Below are 23,365 nucleotides of genomic sequence, written 5' to 3'. Positions count from 1 at the left end.
AAAAGATTAACTACCATCTAAAGTAGTTAATCTTTTTATAAAACAAATATAGAAAATACATACTATAATTTTTACTATGATATAAGATTTCTAATTCCCGTTCTTTAACACGCTTTCTAGTATTCTATCCTAGAATCTGAACTTATATCTTAAACCCACCGATTAGTTCTTGTAGTTCTTCCGCCATCTGTGCTAATTGTATTGCTGAAGAATTTATTTCTTCCATAGAAGCATGTTGTTCCTCAGATGAGCCAGCTATCGTTTGCATGCTTGAAGAATTCTCTTTTACAGCCATAGCTATTTGATCAATTGATGTATCGACTTTCATTGCATCAGTTGTCATTTTATTTGATAGTTCCACCATACCATGCACTTTTGATACAATATCATTTGCAGATTTTGAAATCTCATAAAAACTTTGTTTTGTGTCATTCGCAATCTGAATTCCCGACTGTACTTCTACTCCTACTTCATTCATTGCTTGTACAGTCTCATGTACGTCTGCTTGTATTTCATTGATTAAACTTCCAATTTCCATTGAAGACTCGGATGATTGCTCCGCCAACTTCCTAACTTCATCGGCGACAATTGCAAATCCTCGCCCCTGTTCACCTGCTCTAGCTGCTTCAATTGCTGCATTCAATGCTAATAAATTTGTTTGTTCCGCAATATTTTGAATCGCTTCTAATATACTTCCAATTTGTTGAGATTTCTTATCTAATAATTTTATTACATTATCAGATTGAGAAACCGAGTGATGTATAGACTGCATTTGTGTTACAGTTTGTTCTACTAATTGTTCACCTTCATTGGCTTTTTGTTTTGTGTATATAGATGAAGCCGATACTTCAGAAGCATTCTCAGCTACGTATTGAATATTTCGTGTTACCTCACCAATTAATTCAGCTCCAGACTCAACTTCATTATTTTGAACCTCTGCACTATTCGATATTTCTTCCATTTCTTTTGTAATTTGTTCTGTCGCAACACTTGCTTGCTCTACGCTTGCAGTTAGTTCCTCAGACGAAGCAGCCACATGTCCTGCAGATGTGTTAATTTGAGAAATTATATTACGTAACGACTCTGCCATTGTATTAAAACTACCACCTAATTGACCAAGTTCATCCTTCGAACGAATATCTATTTTCTCAGTTAAATCTCCCTGACTAATCCTTTGAGCTGAAATAACTAATTGTCTTAGTGGAGTAATAATAGATCTAATTATGAAGAAAATTACAATTCCACCTAATAATAATGAAGCCCCTATTATAGTGAGCGTTTTATAAAAAATAGGATTGGTAGCTTCTTCAATTTCTTTCGTAGGCATTACGCCAGCTATTTTCCAACCTGTTTTTTTGTTTGTCTTAAAGCTTATGTTTCGATCTTCCCCGTTAAGGCTATACGTAATTACGTCATCTTCTTTCTTGTACAGTTCATCCGCTAAAGTTTTCTCTAATTTTTCACCAGGTTTTAGTGATGGATGTACAACTATAGTTTTATCTTGACTGACTATAGATACAAAACCTTGTTTTCCTATTTTAATCATTTTAGAAGTTTTTACGATATCATCAATATTTAAGTCCACACCAATGACACCACTTTTATCAGCATTTTGCTTTGCAATTGCGATTACCATATTTCCTGTAGCCTTTGATTTATATGGTGATGAAACAATAATCTCACCATTTGCCTTTACTGCATCCTTATACCAACTGCTTTCTAATGGATTAAACCCCTCTGGTATTTTGCCAACCGGTGCATGTATAAATTGATTGTTACTGGATGCCGTATAAATTGTTTCTATCTCTGGATGTAACTGTATATATTGATCAAATTTACTCTGTACATTTTCCAATTGATCAGGATTATAATCACCTTGTGTGAGTATCTTTGCAAAATGGGTTACATCTGTATGCTTATTTTCTAATTCATCATCTACAATCTTATCTAAAATACTTACGTTATCTTTTGCTGATTGTAGGATTGTTTCATTAAGATCTGTTTTTGCCTTATTATAAGATGATACTCCTACGATAAAACTAGGTATAATTAATATGGCGATAAATGCCATAGATAACTTCGTTTTAAGCTTTATTTGTCCAATTCTTTCTTTTATATTTAACACTAGATACTTCTCCTTTTCACTTTCACTACTGATATAGTTTCTTTAAATTTTTTCCCTTTATTTTTTCTACATATATTTACGGTACCATTCGAAATAAAATCTCTATTAAATACTATTATCTGCACTTTCTTATTTTACGATTTAAATTTCACAGGCAGCGTTTTACCTATCCTCCTTTCGAATATGTTATCTTTCCATATTCAGCAATTCTAAAACTACGAATTGTTCCCAATAAAATGGATGAAACATAACCTTCATTTAACAGATATTATTTGAACTTGATTGGATAAAAAGTTTAATTTAGCGCTATTCAAATCGGATGAAATTTTCACCATAATAAATTCTCTAAAACGTAACTACGTAAATTTATTCTTTGCATGATTATGTTTAACAGCCTTTGTACCATTCTAAATGCATCACTCTATTCATGAATCATTTACTACGGCCGATTTTGTTGTAAGGGATAAATAAACCATAAATTCTATATAGAAGAATAAAATAAATTGGAGAACTTCATTGTAACACGTATACATAAGTTATAGATATAAAATCCAATAATATATTGCTTTTTTATAATAAATAAATAATTAATTTAGTGTAAATTATATATATATATGCCACCCTAATTGCTGAAAGTGAGAAAAATGTTATTCATTCTTCTCACTTTCAGCAATTAGGCTCTGTTAATATTGATTATTGATAAAAAGTATTAAATATGGGGAGACACCTTAGAGTTGGTGCTTCCCTTAGTTGTTGATTATTCACATTCAAATCTAATATAGGTATTTTCTAAGCCTATTCCTTGCTTTAACGTTTTGCCCAAAGCATAATTATTTGGTAATTCTTTTTCAATGACACAAATAATATAACCTGCTTTTCCTGTTGTTAAATTAGTTAGTTGTAAGTAGTTATTGTTGTCGTAGATATAAGAAATAATATATTCATAGAAATCATTTTCTTTGTCTTCTCTATTCATACCAACATTGTACAACCTAACTCTTGCTCCTGCCCAAATTTCCTCCTCATCATCAACATTACTTAAAGGCATCCATTTCGAGTTATCCAATATTTCACCCTTTTCTTAATTCATTCGTTTATACACTGAATGCTGCTAGACGTAAACTATTATAAGCATCAGTCATTTCATTAATCAGACGACCACCGACAGAGAAAAAAGGCTCAACATAGCGTTTTACCCATTGAAACACTTGCTCTCTCTGTGTGACAAATCACGAATATGTTTCAATAAATTACTGAACGCATTGCTCAACCTTAACACCCCGAATATTTGTTCTTATACAATAAAACTAAGATTTCGGATTGGTTTCAAGTATCAACATTTACCTTTAACAGAGCTTTTATTTAAAATGTGTGCTTGTACTTAATTCTTTAGTTATTTTACATTATAAAAACTCAAAAAGAGAATCTTTCTTCCAAGTTTCACCTATGGAATTATTTGTTTTCTAAAAAAAACTCCCAACATCTTTATCAACTCATTTTAGAATATTTAAACAATAATTTTATATACAAGCTCTGCATAAATTATTCATTTTTCTTATATAAGACCAACCTTATTACTTCTGATAAATCATTAAACATTGGATTATTATACACAAACGCCAAAACATGAGATATTTTGTAGAAATTTGTCTATCAATATGTATGTACACCTATTTGTAGTGGATATAGACTGTGAGGTGTAAGGAGATACCTTACAAAATAATGAAAAGGAGATTAAAGAATGAGTAGATTAACAAAATTCTCAAAGCTAGCATTTGCAACATTAATTGCGGGAAGTAGTTTAAGCGTCTTTGTTTCGTCACACGTTGTACAAGCTGACACCTTAGATCATAATTACCAAGACACGGTCAAATTCATACCACCTTCTAGTGCTAGGCAAGTTTTGGAACAAAAAAACACTATTGTTCCTGAATCAAAAGTTATTAAAAACCATTATGTAAAGTACTCTAAAGCACATTTCCAATCTAAAGAAAGTATACCAAAAGAAATTTATTATTCCTCAGAAGGCTTTAAGGGCTATATACAGACAAGTACCGTTTGGGATATGGGAGATCATTTCATAACGCTATATTCCGGAACCGTTATTCGATGTTAGACTTTTAATACTACCTCTCCAAATGCTTTTAATGATCAATAGCGCACCGGCAATACTGTAAAATCTATAGTTCAAAAAAATAAACCACAAAATCTCTCGATTTCATGGTTTATCAAATATAAAGATAGTGCTAAACGAATACTCTAACATTACCTTCCCCAAAGTTAATTATAGAGTATTTTCAAAAAAAAGGCACTCTTGTAGTGTCTTTTTTAGTATCTTGATTTACACCTATCTTACTTTTTAAAGTTTAATTATTATATAACGTCCTTCCATATTGTATATTTTAATAAGAATTCCACCTACTAGCACCTTATTTTTGCGGCTATTTATTTGTTTCAATATAATAATTTTTCATCTCGTATATACAATAGACAATGATAGCTAAACTCCAACTGACACTATAGTAATCATGTGTGTAGAAGTCATATCCTGCCTTAATACCTTTTTCTATTACAACCAACGTAAACCCTAAAGCCACCCATTTGTTAATTTTCATCTTGAGAAACGTTATAGATATAATTATTAAAAATAAAATATTTGTAAGACCATTTATCATTAGATCATATTTTTGAATGTATACTGCCATTATACAAGCAGCGATATTAGTTGCAATGCCAAAGGCAACCACCGCTCCCCAAATCCTGTCTGAAAGTCCCAATCCTGAGTCAGTCCCTTCCTTTCCCTAATTCATTCCTACACCCTATTCAAGGTATGCTACATTACCCTTGTCTGATGAATATCTATTTATCTTTTCATATAGAGCAAACAAAACCTTTACTTATAATTTTTTCTTTATTAGGCAAACTATGTCTAAGCCGTTTGAACTAGCGGCTTCACTCTTCTGGTAATGGGATAGCAATTTTTTGTAATTGACTAACTCATTCAATTCACTGGCACCGGCAGGCAACAAAATAGTTGTCTGCCATTTTCATGTATAATTTTTTCATTTCATTACAAACCAAGTGTGCGTTGTAATGATTTTAAAAAGTACAGAATTTCATTTTTGAAAAAGTAAAAAGATAAGGCCCTGTCTACTTTTTGTATAGGACTTTTTCTTTTCACATATACTATTTTTGAACCTGTTTTCCAATACCTGTCTGGTGTCTTGAATTCCTCCTAAAAAGGGCGGCAGATACGACTGCACGCCCTTTTTATTTACATGGCTGTTCTATATTCAATAATGTAAATGAAAACTAAAAATGTCATATTACATATTCTTTTCAGTCAAGATTATGTTAAGATTTATTTCTTAGTCGAATTATGGTTTCGTATCTAATTCAGCAATATGTGAACTGTATACCTACAGAAAAGACACCCAAAAGGTGTCTTTTCTTCTTTTAATCTAAAAAACATTTTTCCTTTTCAGTAAGGATTCAATTATCCCCCTAATCTAAACCACGTATATAAAGGCAATTTGATCACGGTACTCAAGAGTTGTCATCTATATCAACATGCTAATAGTTTAATTCCAAACCGAATTTCCAGCACTATATTTGCTTTCTTAAAGATTTTCTGTATTGTTCTTAATTTTGTCAAAATCCTCATATGGCTATACAAAAAATAAATGCTATTATGATTTTAAGAAACTATACGTTCCCTTAACCCTGTATCCGGCTCTGTATTTTTACAGGGTCTTTGTTTAATTTATTTAATTTTATTTGAATTATTAGAGTTGATACACACCCATTTTCAATTAACATCGTTTAGATATTAGATAGGTTTTGAAATGATATATCTATTAGCTTTTTTAATACATAAAATCTAAAATTATATATATATAACCAATTGTGACTATTATTAGATTTCTAAATGTATACTATGCTACACGATTATTAACACTATACATACAGTGTTAATAACTTTAATTGAATATTAGCAATAATAAGTATAAATATTATCAATTTACTATATATTACATTTATGTAAAAATAGATGTATGTTAAGCTTTTTCAAAATCTTTCCCCTAATAAAGATTTGAAGTAGCATTTCATGATTCTCCTTACTGTTAATATGCCTTGAAAAAGAACCCTATAGGGTTCTTTTTCTTCTCATAACATCCTCAGCAAGTCTTATTTAACATATAAAAAAGAACTGCCAATTACTTGCAGCTCTTTTTGCACATTAATATACACCTGTATTAAGTACTTAACACTTTATTGTGTTAGGACTAAACAACTCCGCCTTTTTTGATATAAAAAGCATCTAATTCTATTTGAATTAGATGCTTACATTTAGTTCTTAAGCCAAACATTCTAAACTATTTATGTCCCTGTAAATCTTTTTTAATTACATCCCAGAGTGAATTATCTTGACGTATCGGTTTACCCTCTTCGTCCCATTTTATTTTTCCTGTTCCCAATTCATAATTCATTCCCGTCCATGTGTCTTCACGGAATGCATAGAATGATTTATGCCAACCTTTTTGGTTGAAGATAGAAATAACATCTTGCATGTATTGGGTAGCTCCTGGAACAGTACGGTTAATTCCAAACTCCTCTGCAATAATCCGATTAGATGGTACATGATTTTTCTTAGACCATTGTTGGATTGGCTTCAAAAATTTCTCTAATCCCTGTTTATTCCACATTACAGGTTTCTCTAAATCTCCTACTTTTACTAATCCTGGATATTGATATTCCTTGTTTTGTTTTTCACCTTGGCTCGTTAATTCATAAGGTTCATACATATGAAATGCGTATAGTGTTTTTTTATCATTTACTGGTTTTAAATATTTAAAGGCCCATGGAGTAGCATATAAACCCGAATCTAAAATAACCGGTGTTTCTTGGTCTACTTCACGTATGGAATTAATCACCTTTTGATAAAATCTGTTTAAATCCGCTGTCGTTCCCTTCACTTTTGCATACCATTTCTCGTAATCTTCCGTCCAAAAATCATTATATCTATTATTTTTAGCTGTTTCTGGATGTGGTTCATTTATGATATTATAACCAACCACCGCGGGGTGATCTTTTAGTTCCAGAGCAAGGTCCTTCCAAAATTGACTTGCTTGTTCTTGATACTTCTCTTCTTCCCATATTCTGTCGTCATTCTTGTTATTATTAAATTGACGCCATCGATCACCAGGTAAAGATAACATTGTAAGGACAACTTTCATTCCTTGCGATTGGGCAGCATCTAAATCAGCTTTTAATTTTTCTAGATCCTCCTTTACTATTCCCTGATAGTTATCTGCATTACCTATCAGAAAATCCTTTCCGGAAGTATCTGGTTTATCCTCAAATAGAAAATCTTTATCTTTTGCCCATTTATCAGGTGCTAAACGAACATATTCAATATTTGCTTCTCTTGCACTTTTATAGTTTTCAGGTAATGACGTACTATTCATGAAATTAGTACCCTTCCTTTTTGAATCCCAATAACTAATTTTTGAATCGCTCATGTGATAAGTATCAGCTCTTACATTCATTTCCTGTACTCCAAAACTCATCATGCCTAATAACGCAACAATTGGCAAAAATTTTTTCACAACTTTTCCTTCTTTCTCTTTATATTTTTCACACATAACATACCTTTGTTTTGTTACAGAAATATGGCAATTTCCCAAAAAAAATTTTGAATTTATAAGGTGGTAGTTCATTCATAAAAAAGAAAGAGACAATTAGAACGTTGCTTCATTTAAAAAAAACAAAAAAGGAATCCTTGACGGATTCCTTTTTTGGCAATGCACTCTTTTTCAAATGGTACATTTTGCACCTACGTTTAGTATACCTCATAATTCCTATAAAATAAATAAGATTAAACGAAATTTACTGCATGTATTTTCATGAAAGTATATGAATCTAGAAATTAATACTACTAGGTTCACTTACAAAAGATTTGTGTTCTTTCACTAATAATAAAACATCATACTCCTTTATAATTTTACAAATATAATTAAGTATTTTTATACCTCTCTCTTGAACATTCTATTAGTTGTTCCATAGCAATCTTTTGCGCATGTTCCTCACTATCTATCAAAGTCAATCCTTGTGATATATAACTCCAAAATTCATATCCACAATCCTCCATCCACCTATAAGCTTCTGTTGTATATAGACCATCCTTTCTTTTAATGATTTGAACCTTATAGTTTTTACTTGGAGAAAAAAACTCTTGTATAACCCGCTCCATTTATGCAATATCCTCCTAAAATAAGCGCTAGGCTTTTTCACCTAACCCTACTAATATATTTATCCATGTTTAATCAATCTCATACGGAAATCTTCATCTGCACTATAAAGTTGTAACGTATTTAAATCATAATTTTGTACCTGATATCTAAAACTCTCAGTTCTTTGAGCCTTATGACCGTTCTCAAGGTGAAAGTTATACTTTTGACCAAGTGTTCCTATCACAAACGGAGATAATAGTGCCCCTAAATTAATACCCATATAGAAAATACTGAAACCTGAATCACGACGAGGATCTGATTCACTATATAAATCACCAACAATACTAGATACATTCGGTTTTAATAACCCTGTTCTAAGTACTAAAAATACCATTGAGATAAGTAACGTACTAATCGTTCCTGGTAGAGCTAATATGAGATGACCGATCATACTTAAAACGCCACCCCAAAATATTGTTCTACTTGAACCCAATAGGCGATCTGCAATCCACCCACCAATAATTCCAGACATATAAACTAACAAACCATAGATAGCCATAATGGATGCAGCTGTAGCATGATCCATCCCTAGGCCACCTTTTGAAATGGAATAATACATATAGTAAAGTAATATTGCTCTTATTCCATAGTAAGAAAATCGCTCCCAAAATTCTGTAAAGAATAAAGTAAATAGTCCTTTGGGATGTCCAAAGAAACCATTTTGCGGAACGGTGCGAATGATACCGCTTTTGTTAAGCTTCTCCATACAAATACACTCATAATATACAGATATAGTGATTGTAATTAAGTATATACCAAAAATTAGAAAATTTAAACAAATATACATTTGTTTAATAATTAGATTTTTAAGAAAAAACAAATTATGTATTGTTTTTAATGATAATTCCATGTAAATTAATTAATATAGATATATTAATTAAAACACTAATACTGTATAAATATAAATACAAATGTAGGAGGATCTATATATTGTCAATGAAAGCCGTTGCGATAGAAGAAATTTATCAAGAAATATTGGATGGAAAAAGGAAACGTTTCCCTCCGAATACTTGGAAAGAAGATATGGATAATAAACAGGCCCGCAGAGTAATCACATATTTATTACACAGTATTTTAAAATGGAATAAGGAAGACATCAGAAAAAAGTGGAACACTCAATTGCTTGTAAAATATAAACTACGAGGATTACTCAAACATAGATACGAAAGTAGTCCTTTTAAAGCGATAAATGATTTATATCCAAGTGAGTTTAAAGAATGGGAGTTTGGTATGACTCCTTTAAATTTTTGGACGAAAGAAAAGGCATTAACCATTTTGAAATGGCTGATTGAAGAAAAAGAAAAGTTATCAAAAGAAAAGCTCTTACGGGTATACGGTAAAAGATGGTTAGAACGAAAGAAACTCGGTGCTCCTCTGGCGATGTATTGGAATAGCAGTCCTTTTGCAATAATTAACGATCTGTACCCCAGTCGTTTTAAAGAATGGGAATTTCTTATGACGCCCAATAACTTCTGGACGAAAGAAAAAGCATTAGAAGCATTGAAATGGACTATTGAAGAAAAAGAAAAATTGACTCCCGAACAATTACTGATTGTATACAATATAAAGTGGCTAAAGACTCACAGATTAGCGTCTACATGTCAATTAATGTGGGGGAATAGTCCATTTAAAATGATTAACGACTTATATCAAGGACGTTTTAAAGAATGGGAATTTAAAGTTACGCCTGTTGGCTTTTGGTCTAGAAGTAAAGCATTAGAAGCATTAAGGTGGACCATTGAAGAGAAAGAAAAACTAAACGAGAAACAGCTATTAAAAGTATTTAATCAAAGATGGCTGATAAAACAAAAATTATGGACACCCTTAAAACGCTATTGGAAAGGAAGCCCTTATGAAATGCTTGTTGCTTTGTACCCAAATCGTTTCTCAAAAAGCATGTTAAAAGGGTATTTTAATAATTCAAAAGGAAGTTAAGCATAAGTTTTTATAGCTCGCTGCCATCTCATTTATAGAAAAGTCAGGGGGTACTTTTATTTTCCCCTTTTTTCTTAAACATGTTTACTATTTATAAATTAAATGTTAGTTTTACAAAACATACAAAATGTTAAACTTACAAAAGCCATTGGTATCATGCGTAAATGCTGATATCAATGGCTTTTGGTATAGATATGTAGTAATCATTCTTTTGAATTATTAAAAGGCATAAACTCAGTTTTACTTTTTTCAAGTAATCTGTTCTTAAATTTATCTTTCTTGTCCATCTGTTTGATTGGCTTGGAACTCCATTTTTAATGCAATACTATCCCCTTGGAACACGTTTTGATCTGTGCCGTTGTCTTCAAATATAAACTTTATCCAAAACCAATCCATTTTCCCAGGTTTTAATCCCCCTGTTTCAGTCCACTTAGAATGAAATATTTTTTTGGAGGCAATCTCTGGGCTTTGTGATTTTAGTTCTGCAAGAGTTGTCTCGTATACAGGACTTTTTGCAGGATCCCAATCCCAAAGAAATTGTACTTTAATATGTTTACCGAAATCTTCTGTAGTGTTATTTTGTTTTAAATCGTTTACAGTATAGTCTATTTTCATCATGATATCTTTAATATCTAATGTACCACTATTTTTTAAATTGAATTTCTTTAATATTTTGTCCCCAGGTTTTAAATTTTCTAAGTTAAGTGAAGTAGTTGGTTGCATAGCTAGATCCAATGTACCTGCAACGAATGAATTATTTGTCACCACTTGATCGCTAAAATATGCATATGTTCCCCCACCAATTAAAGATAAACGAAGAGCGGCTGAAACCACTCCAAACCCCAATTTTTTTCCAATAACATTTTTTGTTCCTCCCATATCACTTTTATAATCTTTCTCCCTAGTCAACCGAAAAGGTCCCCGTAATACAGATATACCATTAATTGAGAAAAATTTATATTAAAAGAAGAAAATCCCTTATTAAAGAAGAACTCTTCATATTTTGAAAAAAAGATTGGTCAAAAATAGATTCATTGTTTTGAATTTGTGTACAAATTTTATAAAAAAGTTTGACCATTTTTTTGTAAAACTTACTACAACAATATATGAATATTTTTGACTACAATTGTAATTTATTGTAAAATGATATACATATAAAAGTATTTTAGGGGAAATATAGAAAGAGTATGACTTTCAGCTTTTAAAAGGCTAAAGCATATCCTTTTGTTATTTAAAGGGGGATAAAGAAAAGAGTATGAAGGATTTAAAAAGAAAAAGTATTTATGTTTTATTAATAGTTATAGCAATTATGGGGTTAAGTGCTTGTGGTAAAGATCCATCAGATGATTTGCAATCTAAAAAGTGGAATGTCGTTGCTACCAATGGCGAATCATATACAGCAGAATTCGCTAAAAATACAGTTTCTTTCAAGATAGGGGCTTTTACAAGAGGTTTTACATATAAAATTAACAAAGATGAAATTAGTTTAGAAGAAGATGGGAAAGATCCAATTGTATTTGAAGTAGAAAAAGATGGTGATGAATATAAATTTAAGGCAACGACTTCAGCTATTAAAAAGAAATTTGGAGATTTGACGTTATCACCAAGTAAATAATAAATAAAAAGTCGAGATAAAACTCTGTAATAATTTTACAGAGTTTTTTGTTTGGACCTATATAAGTAATTATTTAAGTAATTTTTACGTTGATACATATTAGTAATATTGTGGATTTGAAATAAATTTTCAAAACGATTAAACTTTATTTCAAATCCACACCTCTTTCGTCTTTTGCCTCATTACTTGTAGCAAAAGTATTACCTTATAAGAATATCGAAATTAAAAATAAGCACAAAAAAGATTCCTTTTATACAAAGGAATCTAGTGGTTCAGCTTTTTTATAAACAGTTCGACTTTATTTCAATTTTACTTCTGTCTTTCTGCTTCTATTTTGTTACCTTTACTATCTACCATTCTTAAAGAACCTGCTCTAAAAAACTCAACAGTATAATCTACCACCGCATTCATTTGTCTAGCATCTATCTTCTTACCGTCTTTAACAAACTCAGTAGGAATCAAAGTTACTTTATTACTGTCTTTATTGTATAACCATGTTCCTGTCATATGGTTGTCTTCATAAGAAGAGTTACCAGTGTCATCATAAGCCGTGAATGACTTATCTTGTCTAAAGTCTAAACCCTTACGAAACTCAGAACCTTTGTAACTACCCCAAGAACCGATTAACTCGTTACCGTCTGCGGATATTTGTACGTTACCATTATCAGAAGTAGTTGACGACTTAGAGTCGGTCTTCGTATCTACATCGAAACCTAAGGCTTTTGCTTCCTTCTCATTATGGGATTCAATAGGGTCGAATCCTTTATGCCAGTACTTGTTACCCTCATTAATCAAGTCCATTGACTTTTTAGACTTTTCTCTATCTTCGTCTGTTACTTTTCCTTTCCCCTTCATAATTTCTACTTGAAGTGCATAGGCTTCACTATAACAGTCTACTGCTTTTAAAATCTCTTTATGAGCGTCTTCAAACTCTTTTGGTGGGTCTATCTTCTTAAACTTAGCGATAATCTTTTGCAACTCAGACTCTTCTTTTAGAATTTCTTTCTTTAAGTCAGTTTCCTTTTTAGTTTTATCCATAGCTATCTCAGTTATTACTGTAATTTTCTGCACTAACTCAGAAGATAAACCAGTCATTCGAGTTGGATACTTCTCTTTTGACAGCTTTTCTTTCGTTTCTGATTTAGATTCTACTTTTTCTTTTGGCTTTGCGTCTGTTTTATCGGTACCACAACCTGCCAATAGCATGAACGGTATCGCAAACGTTACTAGTTTCTTTGCTTTCACTATGCCCCATCCCCTTAGAAAAAATTGTATTTAATTAACATATTGTACCATAACATAATTTGTATAAATAAGATAGAAAGTTTACCCATCATTAATTAAAATGTATACTCTACATAAAAAAAGCACTTGAACATTAAATAACTGTTCTAGTGCCTTATTTCTTCCCTATTTTTCATGTAATTTTAAAAAGAGCCTCCAATTAAAGTCATGTCAATTACAATAAGTGAAAAGAAAAATATATATTCAATCATACTTCCTGTTCTTGTATATATCGGAAATCTTATTTTCATTTTCAAAGGATAAAGCAATTGAATCCCACTTGGTGTAAGGGCATCTAACACTAGATGACTTAATACTCCAATAAACATTCCTATATATATTATGGGGTACTGGGGAACTAGGTACTTAAGAAGTGCCGTTATACCAAACAAAAAGATTAGACTATGTGTTATTGTTCGGTGACCAAAAGTTTTATTGATACCCCAAGATAATAAAGGTATTTTTCTTCCTAAAGTAGATCCTTGATGACAAATATCTGGTATTAATGCCCCAATTATTGATGTGGCCGTTAATAAATATGGATCATCACCTATTCCCGCATAATTATGTGCAATTAAAGCCAATGCTGCTCCTGCAGCTACATGGGTTGGTCCTCTCAATTGCATCCTCCTTTCTATTATTCAAGTCTTATCTTAACAGTTGGCGAATATATAATATCCTTTCACCCAGCGCTCTTTTAACCATCTCAGTTTATATTCCATGCTTGGTGTATAAGCTGCTGCAGAATCCAATAAGTTATATCTATCTAAAATTTCCAAACATCTATTAGGGTTAGTTAAAGTATTTAGAAATTCCAGGTCTTCGCTTTCGAGAGAATTCCATACAATGCCTTTAAAATTAATTGGCAGCAGTTCTAAAATCATATCTCTATCCAAACCTGATGTTTCCAGGAAATTTTGAAGATGAGAGAGGGATAAGTAACTCCAATTGGTACTCTGGTATTCTTCCCCTAAAAAAGTAAAACGATCTAAACCATTACAATTTAATTCATAACTTTTTATTGCTTCTATTCCCCATTTCATCTTTTTCCCCCACAATTATTATTCTCATAATTGACTACTAAGTATGTTCACAAATTTCTACCAGTTCCCTTTAAACAACATAATGGACTTCTCTATTCCTTCTTTTCACATAATGAATATATAGATAGCATGAACAGACCATATTTATTATCATCGTAGAAAAACTAAAAAACACTTTAATTCCCAAAACATCACAGAATAATAAAGCAACCATACTTAAAACATAAAAAATAATAATCTATCAAAAATAGACAAATGTCATTTCTCCCTTTTCTTAAGATTAGTATTATGCAAATGTTGCTTTTTGTAATTTCTCCTTACACTTCCCCAAAACAGAATTCCTAGATTAAAAATTATTGCTATAACTATCATGAGAATCACATACAAAACTAGATTCACTTTTCTACAGATCCCCCCTTTAATTATAAATATAAAAATAACTCTTTATCTAACAGGTTACTATCGGTAACTTGTCCTTCACTTTAAATATATACAAATAATTCTACGAAACTAAGCGACAGTAAAATAATATCAACCTATTCTTAAAAAGAACCAGGCGTATTCAAAACTAGGTCATATTTAATTAACCTGCTCTCCATTCTGCTAAGGTCAATTATCTTCACAAGAAAATTTTCTGATTTTATTCATAGATGTTACAGTCTGGAAAACTCGAAAACAATACTTTTTTCCGGAGAAGTCAATAGAAAATTGTTGAGAAATATTTTTCTGGATACCTAAATATTAACAATTTTGATACAATAATGAGAAATCGCACAATATATAATAGGAGGGTTTTATATGGGAGCAGCAACAGTAACATTAAGTGAAATTACAGAGCTTTTAAATAACTGGCATGACTCTATTCGCGAACTTGATCATGAACAATCAACTAATTTATTTGGAGAAATAAAAAATAAGATTGATAAAATTGAAGAAAACCAAAACGTGCTTTTATACTACTCTTTATTAGAGTTTAGACATAATATGCTTAACAAGGATTATGAAGGCTCTAAAAAATCGCTTGAAAAAATTGAAGATTTTAATAAACCAAGTGAAGAACTTTTGAATTACTACTATAACTTCTTTAAAGCAATTCATAACACAGAAATTGGAGAATATAAAAAGGCTGGTGAATATTTCGATAAAGCCAAACAGTTAATCGCAAATATCCCTGATGAGATTGAGAAAGCTGAATTCTATTATAAAGCAGCAGCATTTTACTATCAGGTAAGGCACCCTTTAGAAGCAGTTAAATATGCAAACCGCGCTTTAAAATTCTACGAACCTGAAACAGGATATGAACTTAATATAGCAGCTTGTAATAATATCCTTGGATTAACATGTACATCACTTAAACAATATGAATATGCGGAAGAATATTTTATTAAGGCTTTAGATATCGTTACAAAAAAACACAACACCATGTTAGGCCTTAAAATTAGACATAATTTAGGTTTTCTATATGCTGAACAGGATCTTTCAGAAGCAGCTATACGAAACCTAACAACAGCTATTGATACTCCAGAAAAAAGTTATAAAGCTATTTTCCTTATTGCAAGAGAAAATTACAAACTTGGAAATACAGAAGAGTCATTAAAATTTATTGAAACTGGGTTAGAAGCATGCAATCGCATCAATAACACGGAATATAAACACCACTTCTCAATATTAAGCGCACTAAACTCGAAAGAATCTACAGAAAAGTCCGAAAATATAATCTCAGAAGGAATTGAGTACTTTGAACAAGAAGGTTTATTAGGGTTCGTTCATGACTATTCGAAACAATTGGCTTTAAAATTCTACTCATCTAACCAGCAAGATAAAGCAAACCAATATTTCTTTAAGTCACACGAAGCCGAAGAAAAACTACGTAAAAAGGAGGCACTAAAATAATGAAGAAAGTAATTCAAGTTTTAGGTATCACTCTAGGATTAGTAGCCGTTTTTGGTTTTACTTCAAACAACACAATACAAAATGCTGAACACGGAGAAACATTTGCACCCAAAGTACAGGATAGCTCTATCCATTACGTAATGAGAGAACACGGAGAAACATTTTAATACTTATAAAGGGCCATACCTCATACATGGCTCTTTTTTTATTATATTAAATTTGATTTATATGCCTTTTAAGATCATATATTCAACTGAATCCATTAAACTTTTACTAGCAGCTAATCCCCCGCCTAACTTCTTTACTTCGCCCAATTTTATGCTAGGAGTTTCACTAATCACAAATCGCGGGATTAACTAATATTTAGAAAGGGTGTAATTTATTCTATGTTAACTACACTTCCGATCATTATGACTACCAATGGCCAGAAATTAAAATGTTCATTTACTAGTATTACAGAACGATGTGATTTTGACCATATCTCCTTCGACATGGAATTTCACGACCTTGTGAATAATTCCAGGGTTGGAATTGCTTCATGTCGTATTCATAAAGAGCATTCTGAAAAAAAAATTGAAATTACTATTACAAGTTTAGATGCAAATCATATTGGAAATGGGGTTGGAACTGCTATGGTATATTCCATATACAGATGGGCATATTTTAGCTATCCTGGTTATGGACTCCTCTTCAATGGAATGATTAGCATGGCCTTCGATGAAGAATATTTAATAGGTTTTTATACAAAAGTTGGATTTAACGTAAAAAATGGTTTCTTTAATCTAAAAATAGAGCAAAATGATTTTCAAAAGTTCTGTATAAATACTGAAAGTAAAATATCTGAGCTATGTTTCACATTTCTAAGTAAACAAAATGAAAGCTATAACAATGAAATAGATAATTATCTAAGTATCCTGTCACATATTGAAAAGAAATATAATTCAATGTCATTAATTTCATTTATTAAACAACGCTATTTTAGACGTAAACAGTCCTATAATGAACATACTCTCATGTAGGTATAAACTAAAGTTTGATGGAATTATTACAAATAACCTTCACACTAAATCAAGAATAGGAAACAAGTTTTAAAAGGCACAATCGAAACTTGTTCTCTATTCTTATGTTATCTTATTTCTGTTTCTACACCATGATTGTATAGCTGGATGGTATCCTCAGTAAAATCCTGAACGACTGTTGCAAGTTCTTGTAATTTCTCCTGCGTTACCCCATTAATATACCAAACAAAATTACTATTGGATTCTGAATCAGTTGATATGGAACCAATGGTTATTTTATATTCTGTAGTTTCTGTTACCGTTTCTTCATATGATTTCTTTACCTCATACTGATACTTTTCAAGACGAATAAACATATCTCGCCAGAATAAATCAGCAATTTCCATTTGATGATACCAGACTTTACGAATATAATCTGGAATACTTCTTGTGTTTTCTAACAAGTACCCCTCTGCCTTTGTGGGGGGATGGATCATTGCATGAATCGCGTCCGCAATATAATGTGCTGTTGGATGATTACGAACCAAGATACGACGTGTTTCCTGACGCACTTGTAAAAGAACATCGTAATAAAAATACATCATGTCACGAGTCGTAGTAGCAAGCTCCCCCTTTTGAAATGGAACCATAGTACCGTTGTGAAATGTAAGTGACGCATCACCAAGATTCCATATATATGTTTGCAAATTCTAGTCCCCTTTCGTGTTTTTTTATATGTAGTATAATCTCCCCATTTCAAAAAAGCATTTATTCAGTAATAAGAAACAATCCTAATATCCCTTTTACACTTTCTAATCTAACCTTCAATTTATAAGGACTTAGAGAGACACTCTAAAGCTAAAAAATATTAATATTTAGATATAACTCAATCAAATTATACATATAATGGATAACTTATGTTAAAATACCATTGAATATTATAAAAATACTAATTATTCAAACAGTGAAAAGGGGCATATAAATGGGGAATTCAACAACCAAATCAAAAAAACTAGTAGGGTTTGTAGCAACAGCAACATTAGCTACATCAATGATTACAGGGGTAGGTAATGCAAGTGCGCAAACGACAGATACATTAAAAACGGCTGAGCCAGTACAGGAAAAAGCAAAAGACAAGAAAGAAGAACGTCCAGAAAGCTTATTTCCATACTTAGATGTAAACTATGAAACTACAATATATGTAGGAGATCCATTTGATCCAATGTCGGAAGTGTCAGCTTATGATTCAAAAGATGGAGATATTACTGATAAAATAAACATAGTTGGTGAAGTAGATCCTTTTGAGCCAGGCGGGTATAATTTAGATTATACGGTTACTAATTCTAGAGGTTTTTCAGTAATTAAACAGGTACATGTATGGGTTAAGAGGGGGGAGAAACCTACATTAAGATTGCCTTATAGAGTATCGATTAATGTAGGAGATAAATTTGACCCAATGGCAGGAGTATCGGCTATTGATGAAAAAGACGGTGACATTACTTCTAAAATAAAAGTTGAGGGTAATGTAGATACTTCTAAACCTGGTACTTATGAGGTAACTTACTCGGTTACTAATTCTAAGGGTCTTACAATAGTTAGGAAACAACCAGTTAAGGTTAAAGAAACGGAAGGAACAAAAAATGAAGCTCCTGTATTAACTGTACCATTTAGTACTACACTTCATGTTGGTGAAGAGTTTGATCCAATGGCTGGTGTGTCTGCTACTGATAAAGAAGATGGCAATTTAACTAATAAAGTTAAATATAAAGGTAATGTAGATACTTCTAAACCTGGTAAATACATTGTAGAATATTGGGTTGTTGATTCTAAAGGAGTTAATGCGACAGCTACACGATCTGTAATTGTGAAAGAAAATGAAGAAACTCCCGATATGGAACCAAAATTAACTGCACCTACTAAAACAACGATTAATGTAGGAGATAAATTTGATCCAATGGCAAGAGTTAAAGCTATTGATAATGAAGATGGTGACATTACTTCTAAAGTAACTATTGATGGTAACGTAGATACTTCTAAACCAGGTGCTTACGAGTTAACTTATACTGTTTTAGACTCTAAAGGGCATAAAGTTACCACTAAACAAACTGTAACTGTGAAACAAACAGTAGAAACAAAAAATGAAGCGCCTGTTTTAACGGTACCTGCTGAAGCTACTATCAATATAGGAGATAAATTTGATCCAATGTCTGGTGTATCTGCTACTGATAAAGAAGATGGCGACATTACTTCTAAAGTAACTGTTGATGGTAGCGTAGATGCCTCTAAACCTGGTACTTACCAGTTAACTTATACTGTTTCAGACTCCAATGGACATACTGTTACTGCTAAACAAACTGTAACTGTGAAACAGAAAGTAGAGCCTAAAGATGAAGTCCCAGTTTTAACGGTACCTGCTGAAGCTACTATCAATATAGAAGATAAATTTGATCCAATGGCTGGTGTATCTGCTACTGATAAAGAAGACGGTGATATTACTTCTAAAGTAACAGTCGATGGCAGCGTAAATGCTTCTAAACCTGGTACTTACGAGTTAACTTATACTGTTTTAGACTCTAAAGGGCATACTGTTATCGCTAAACAAACTGTAACTGTGAAACAGAAAGTAGAAACAACAAATGAAGCACCTGTATTAACTGTGCCATTTACTACTACACTTCGTGTCGGTGAAGCATTTGATCCAATGGCTGGTGTAACTGCATCTGATAAGGAAGATGGTAATTTAACTAATAAAATTAAATATAAAGGTAATGTAGATACTTCCAAACCCGGTAAATACATTGTAGAATATTGGGTTGTTGATTCTAAAGGAGTTAATGCGACAGCTACACAATCTGTAATTGTAAAAGAAAATGAAGAAACTCCCGATACGGAACCGAAATTAACTGTACCTACTAGAACAACGATTAATGTAGGGGATAAATTCAATCCACTTTCTGGCGTTAAAGCTATTGATAATGAAGACGGCGATATTACTGATAAAGTAACAGTTGATGGCAGCGTTGATGCTTCTAAACCTGGTACTTATGAGTTAACTTATACAGTTTCAGACTCTAAAGGGCATACTGTTACCGCTAAGCAAACTGTCACAGTGAAACAAAAAGTAGAATCAAAAGATGAAGATCCAGTTTTAACTGTACCTACTGAAGTAACCCTTCATGTCGGCGATAAATACAGCCCACTTTCTGGCGTTAAAGCTATCGATAAAGAAGATGGCGATATTACTGACAAAGTAATTCATATGGGCGAAGTTGATACATCTAAAGCAGGTAATTTCGAAGTGAAGTTTCTAGTTCGTGATGCAAGTGGAAATGAAGTAACGGCCACACAAAAAGTAACTGTAAAGGATACAGACACTGAAAACGGTTCTGATAATAGTAATAACAATACTAATTCTGGAGAAGGTCCTGACAATAGTAATAATAATACTACCGGAAACGTCTCTGACAATAACAACACTAATAGTACTTTGGATAATAAAAAACCTACCATTAAAGAGCTTCCAAAAACAGGTGCAAGTTCAAATAATGGTACCGCTGTAGGTATATTAGCAATTCTTGCAGGTATGTTAATTACTTTTGGTCGTAAATTTAAAAAGGCTGTAAAATAGAGCTATTCATAGTCTCCAAATCCTGTAGTAAAGATATTATATTTGAGACGTAAGAGGTGGATAAATAGCATGATAAATCAAGCTGAATGGTTGTGGCAACGTATTATCGAAAGAGGATCAAATTCTGAAGGTAACTTTAAAGAATCGTTAAATCTTCAGCCAGGTGCAAGTGATGAAGATTTTCAACTTATTGAGGATACACTGGGGCTTACACTCCCTGAAGAAATGAAGAGCTTTTACAGAGTGTATAACGGACAAATTTGGGAACCCGGGGTGAATCCATTTGTAAGAAATTTGACTCTGTCTCCTATTTCTGAAATTATGGATAATTGGAAATTTTTACAGGAAGAATTCGATCCTGATGATGATTTAGAGCCAGATATTGAAAAAGAGCTTAAACCAGCTCTTTGGAATTCTAAGTGGATTCCAATTGCAGAAAATGGTGGCGGAGATTACCTTTGTATTGATACAGATCCATCTGAAGTTGGGTTTTCAGGACAGGTTTTATACTATTACCATGACTGGGGAAGGCGTGCTATTGAGGCAAAGAATATTTTTGCATTCATCGAAATTTGTTTAAAAGAAGAGAATTGTGAATAAATGTACCTAAAGTAATGTGTGCTTTAGGTACATAATGTGAAATGAAAATAAAGTTATTTAATGTAGTGCTATCCTAAGGAGAAGTAAAAAATCCCTCTTGGTAATAGCACTATTTTTATACCGTAAACAGTTGTTTTGTACCTTTTAAGACACTTACATAAAATTGGTATTTTTTAAATTCTTAATCTACCCCTGTTTCAATTTAAAGCAGATTGTTTGCTTTTCGCGGATACGCTTTCCTGAACACGATAGCAGCACCAAGCGCCGAGGCCGCCGGTACGAAGATGTCGCCCGAGTTCGTCTCCGCTATCGGTAAACCGTTCTCTTCGAGATAACTTCGGGTGTGGGAGATATCGCTCACTGCTACCGCGTACCCGGCGAATCCCGGCACCGGGGGTGCCATCTCTCCTGGTAGCAACTCTGACAACCGCGATCTGGGAACGATTGTGATGCGAGCCCCTTCCAAATTGAAGATGTGTGTCACTCCATTCGTTCGGACCTCACAATCCAAGTATCGGCCGTATCGCCTAGTGAATTCGTCCAGCTCGGAATCGTCTACGCATAAGATTGATTCGACTAGATCCGTCGCCCCATTCGGATGGTTCGGAGGCATTTGCTCCTCCATTATGACTGAGGGTGGGCTTTCCGCTGCAGCCAAACGACCTTCGTGCACGTTGTCCCCGTCAATTTCCAAATAGCGCACAGGAATAAGTTGAATTCCTCCGTGCATCTCAAGAGGTCGCTGCACGGTGTTAACGCCGCTATGACTGATTCCACTCCGTTGGAAACGGTCCGCTGTCTGGTCGGCATCCTCTGTACCGAAACAAAGAATATGCGCTCCTTCATAACGGGATAGACATCTGGAGACAGTATCGACAGTGCGTTTGATTTTTCCAATTATTGCTTGGAGCACATCCGGCGATGCCTGCAACGGAACGAGTTTTGCATTGAGCGGAATCCTCGCGCCTTTCTCGGCAACCGTTACGATTTCGATGAAGCTGCTTAAAAATTCGACATGCGAATTGGCTGCTCCGAATGGCTTCGGATGTTCTCCTTCATTTTCAGCCAACGCCGGATAGGACGGCGGTGAACAGACAAATCCCAGTTTTCTGTACAGCTCGAGTGTAGCTTCCATATCGGAGACTACATGGCCGACGTGATGAATGAATTTAATTTCAGCATGCATCTGCATTCACTCTCCTTGAATTCAATAATTGTGATAAGAGAAAAATTTGTATTAATTACATTGAACAATTTGGGCTAGAGACACATAGCCATCAAGCTAAAGTTTTATTGCACCCCTAGAACGAAATTTTTAGGCATTCTTGTAATGAAGAAGCTTATTTATCGTTTTTGGGGTGACTTGTTTTCTTAAGTTGATGGATATGTGATGGTACCCCAATTTATAATCCTTTGTTTAGTTGATTATTCTTATTTTTAAGATCCTCGATGCTTTACATCTGCGGGTACGCCTCCCGCTATAGGCTATGTCCTCATCCAAAAGAAATTAATCCCTTATTATAATTCCATTGTTTTATGCTCTTTCGCGTATAGTATGTAGTCTTATATTTTCAGCTAATTTATTGTGAAAAGACTACGGAAATTTTAAAAGCTCAAACAAGCATACCCCGTTCTAATTTAGAACGGGGTTAAAAATAGATTTGCTTAATTTTTAATTTAAGATAATTAACTATCCTAAAAATATAAAGATGAAGTTGTTAGATTATTTAAAAATTTCATTGAACAATTGCTCCATATACTTAAGTAAGGAGTGTACTTTTATAGCAACTTCTTTTGTTTTAACTTATTTTCTTGAACTATCCCCACTTTCACTTCGTTTAGAAGTAGGGGATTCCTAAGTAAAGAGTTCTATTGAACTCTAATTTATTAGGCTATCTCCGCAGTCCTTGCGGTTAGAAGCCTTATCGCTTCATTCTTTAGATTGATACTT

Annotated in this window: 19 protein-coding genes and 2 pseudogenes; 8 read left to right on the top strand and 13 right to left on the bottom strand. The window is 32.8% G+C overall.

Going from position 1 to position 23,365, the window contains the following annotated elements:
* Positions 1-142: 142 nt before the first annotated feature.
* The 3 genes and pseudogenes from JDS95_RS25095 to JDS95_RS25085 form a co-directional block, all read right to left on the bottom strand.
* The gene (locus JDS95_RS25095) at positions 143-2,125 is read right to left on the bottom strand and encodes a methyl-accepting chemotaxis protein (RefSeq protein WP_141480120.1); all 1,983 of its coding nucleotides are present in this window, start codon (positions 2,123-2,125) and stop codon (positions 143-145) included.
* Positions 2,126-2,882: 757 nt separating this feature from the next.
* Positions 2,883-3,173 carry a hypothetical protein gene (locus tag JDS95_RS25090; RefSeq protein WP_098016146.1) on the bottom strand — a complete coding sequence of 97 codons (291 nt, stop codon included), beginning with the start codon at positions 3,171-3,173 and terminating at the stop codon, positions 2,883-2,885.
* 85 nt (positions 3,174-3,258) lie between these two features.
* Positions 3,259-3,395, bottom strand: a pseudogene (locus JDS95_RS25085) (IS1595 family transposase); the annotation flags it as partial.
* A 471-nt stretch (positions 3,396-3,866) separates the two neighbouring features.
* Here JDS95_RS25085 and JDS95_RS25080 point away from each other — a divergent pair.
* Positions 3,867-4,241: a hypothetical protein gene (locus JDS95_RS25080; RefSeq protein ID WP_000088954.1), complete on the top strand. Its 375-nt coding sequence runs from the start codon at positions 3,867-3,869 to the stop codon at positions 4,239-4,241.
* A 325-nt stretch (positions 4,242-4,566) separates the two neighbouring features.
* On the opposite strand, the gene JDS95_RS25075 is transcribed toward JDS95_RS25080, so the two are convergent.
* From JDS95_RS25075 to JDS95_RS25060, 4 genes and pseudogenes are all read right to left on the bottom strand, one after another.
* Positions 4,567-4,902 carry a hypothetical protein gene (locus JDS95_RS25075; RefSeq protein WP_085451010.1) on the bottom strand — a complete coding sequence of 112 codons (336 nt, stop codon included), beginning with the start codon at positions 4,900-4,902 and terminating at the stop codon, positions 4,567-4,569.
* A gap of 1,599 nt (positions 4,903-6,501) precedes the next feature.
* A complete protein-coding gene (locus tag JDS95_RS25070) occupies positions 6,502-7,770 on the bottom strand; it encodes a glycoside hydrolase family 5 protein (protein WP_085451009.1) in 1,269 nt (422 codons plus the stop codon).
* 371 nt (positions 7,771-8,141) lie between these two features.
* Positions 8,142-8,378, bottom strand: coding sequence for a hypothetical protein (locus tag JDS95_RS25065; protein WP_085451008.1), 237 nt, complete (start codon positions 8,376-8,378; stop codon positions 8,142-8,144).
* Positions 8,379-8,554: 176 nt separating this feature from the next.
* Positions 8,555-9,124: pseudogene (locus JDS95_RS25060) on the bottom strand (peptide MFS transporter); the annotation flags it as partial.
* A 224-nt stretch (positions 9,125-9,348) separates the two neighbouring features.
* On the opposite strand from JDS95_RS25060, the gene JDS95_RS25055 reads away from it, so the two are divergent.
* The gene (locus JDS95_RS25055) at positions 9,349-10,353 is read left to right on the top strand and encodes a DUF4046 domain-containing protein (RefSeq protein WP_085451007.1); all 1,005 of its coding nucleotides are present in this window, start codon (positions 9,349-9,351) and stop codon (positions 10,351-10,353) included.
* 270 nt (positions 10,354-10,623) lie between these two features.
* On the opposite strand, the gene JDS95_RS25050 is transcribed toward JDS95_RS25055, so the two are convergent.
* Positions 10,624-11,232, bottom strand: a complete 609-nt coding sequence (locus JDS95_RS25050; protein WP_199690857.1) for a TasA family protein — start codon at positions 11,230-11,232, stop codon at positions 10,624-10,626.
* A gap of 376 nt (positions 11,233-11,608) precedes the next feature.
* On the opposite strand from JDS95_RS25050, the gene JDS95_RS25045 reads away from it, so the two are divergent.
* The gene (locus JDS95_RS25045; protein ID WP_000653922.1) at positions 11,609-11,968 is read left to right on the top strand and encodes a hypothetical protein; all 360 of its coding nucleotides are present in this window, start codon (positions 11,609-11,611) and stop codon (positions 11,966-11,968) included.
* A 309-nt stretch (positions 11,969-12,277) separates the two neighbouring features.
* On the opposite strand, the gene JDS95_RS25040 is transcribed toward JDS95_RS25045, so the two are convergent.
* From JDS95_RS25040 to JDS95_RS25030, 3 genes are all read right to left on the bottom strand, one after another.
* Positions 12,278-13,213, bottom strand: coding sequence for a DUF7018 domain-containing (lipo)protein (locus JDS95_RS25040; protein ID WP_052943695.1), 936 nt, complete (start codon positions 13,211-13,213; stop codon positions 12,278-12,280).
* Between the two features lie 182 nt (positions 13,214-13,395).
* Positions 13,396-13,878, bottom strand: a complete 483-nt coding sequence (locus tag JDS95_RS25035) for a metal-dependent hydrolase (protein ID WP_242474189.1) — start codon at positions 13,876-13,878, stop codon at positions 13,396-13,398.
* A 27-nt stretch (positions 13,879-13,905) separates the two neighbouring features.
* Complete coding sequence (locus JDS95_RS25030) at positions 13,906-14,295, bottom strand: hypothetical protein (RefSeq protein WP_000870993.1); 390 nt, start codon at positions 14,293-14,295, stop codon at positions 13,906-13,908.
* A 798-nt stretch (positions 14,296-15,093) separates the two neighbouring features.
* Between JDS95_RS25030 and JDS95_RS25025 the strand changes: the two genes are divergently transcribed.
* From JDS95_RS25025 to JDS95_RS25015, 3 genes are all read left to right on the top strand, one after another.
* Positions 15,094-16,188 carry a Rap family tetratricopeptide repeat protein gene (locus JDS95_RS25025; RefSeq protein WP_085451005.1) on the top strand — a complete coding sequence of 365 codons (1,095 nt, stop codon included), beginning with the start codon at positions 15,094-15,096 and terminating at the stop codon, positions 16,186-16,188.
* A complete protein-coding gene (locus JDS95_RS25020) occupies positions 16,188-16,355 on the top strand; it encodes a hypothetical protein (RefSeq protein WP_000755964.1) in 168 nt (55 codons plus the stop codon). Before JDS95_RS25025 ends, JDS95_RS25020 begins: the two co-directional genes overlap by 1 nt.
* A 219-nt stretch (positions 16,356-16,574) precedes the next feature.
* Positions 16,575-17,207 (top strand): GNAT family protein, encoded by a 633-nt coding sequence (locus tag JDS95_RS25015; RefSeq protein ID WP_052943692.1) that lies wholly within the window; start codon positions 16,575-16,577, stop codon positions 17,205-17,207.
* A 107-nt stretch (positions 17,208-17,314) separates the two neighbouring features.
* Here the strand turns inward: JDS95_RS25015 and JDS95_RS25010 are convergent, their stop codons facing one another.
* Positions 17,315-17,893 (bottom strand): hypothetical protein, encoded by a 579-nt coding sequence (locus JDS95_RS25010; RefSeq protein ID WP_242474188.1) that lies wholly within the window; start codon positions 17,891-17,893, stop codon positions 17,315-17,317.
* A 275-nt stretch (positions 17,894-18,168) separates the two neighbouring features.
* On the opposite strand from JDS95_RS25010, the gene JDS95_RS25005 reads away from it, so the two are divergent.
* Together JDS95_RS25005 and JDS95_RS25000 are read left to right on the top strand one after the other, a co-directional pair.
* Entirely contained in the window at positions 18,169-20,814 is a 2,646-nt protein-coding gene (locus tag JDS95_RS25005; RefSeq protein WP_098016144.1) for an immunoglobulin-like domain-containing protein, read from the top strand.
* A 69-nt stretch (positions 20,815-20,883) separates the two neighbouring features.
* Positions 20,884-21,414: an SMI1/KNR4 family protein gene (locus tag JDS95_RS25000; RefSeq protein ID WP_085451003.1), complete on the top strand. Its 531-nt coding sequence runs from the start codon at positions 20,884-20,886 to the stop codon at positions 21,412-21,414.
* Between the two features lie 202 nt (positions 21,415-21,616).
* On the opposite strand, the gene JDS95_RS24995 is transcribed toward JDS95_RS25000, so the two are convergent.
* Positions 21,617-22,600: a VOC family protein gene (locus tag JDS95_RS24995; protein WP_085451019.1), complete on the bottom strand. Its 984-nt coding sequence runs from the start codon at positions 22,598-22,600 to the stop codon at positions 21,617-21,619.
* Between the last annotated feature and the right edge of the window lie 765 nt (positions 22,601-23,365).

This window comes from Bacillus cereus group sp. N24 (assembly GCF_016483345.1).
Taxonomy (GTDB): domain Bacteria; phylum Bacillota; class Bacilli; order Bacillales; family Bacillaceae_G; genus Bacillus_A; species Bacillus_A toyonensis.
Note: the sequence above shows the minus strand (reverse complement) of the source record. Positions and strands in the feature narration are given on the sequence as shown.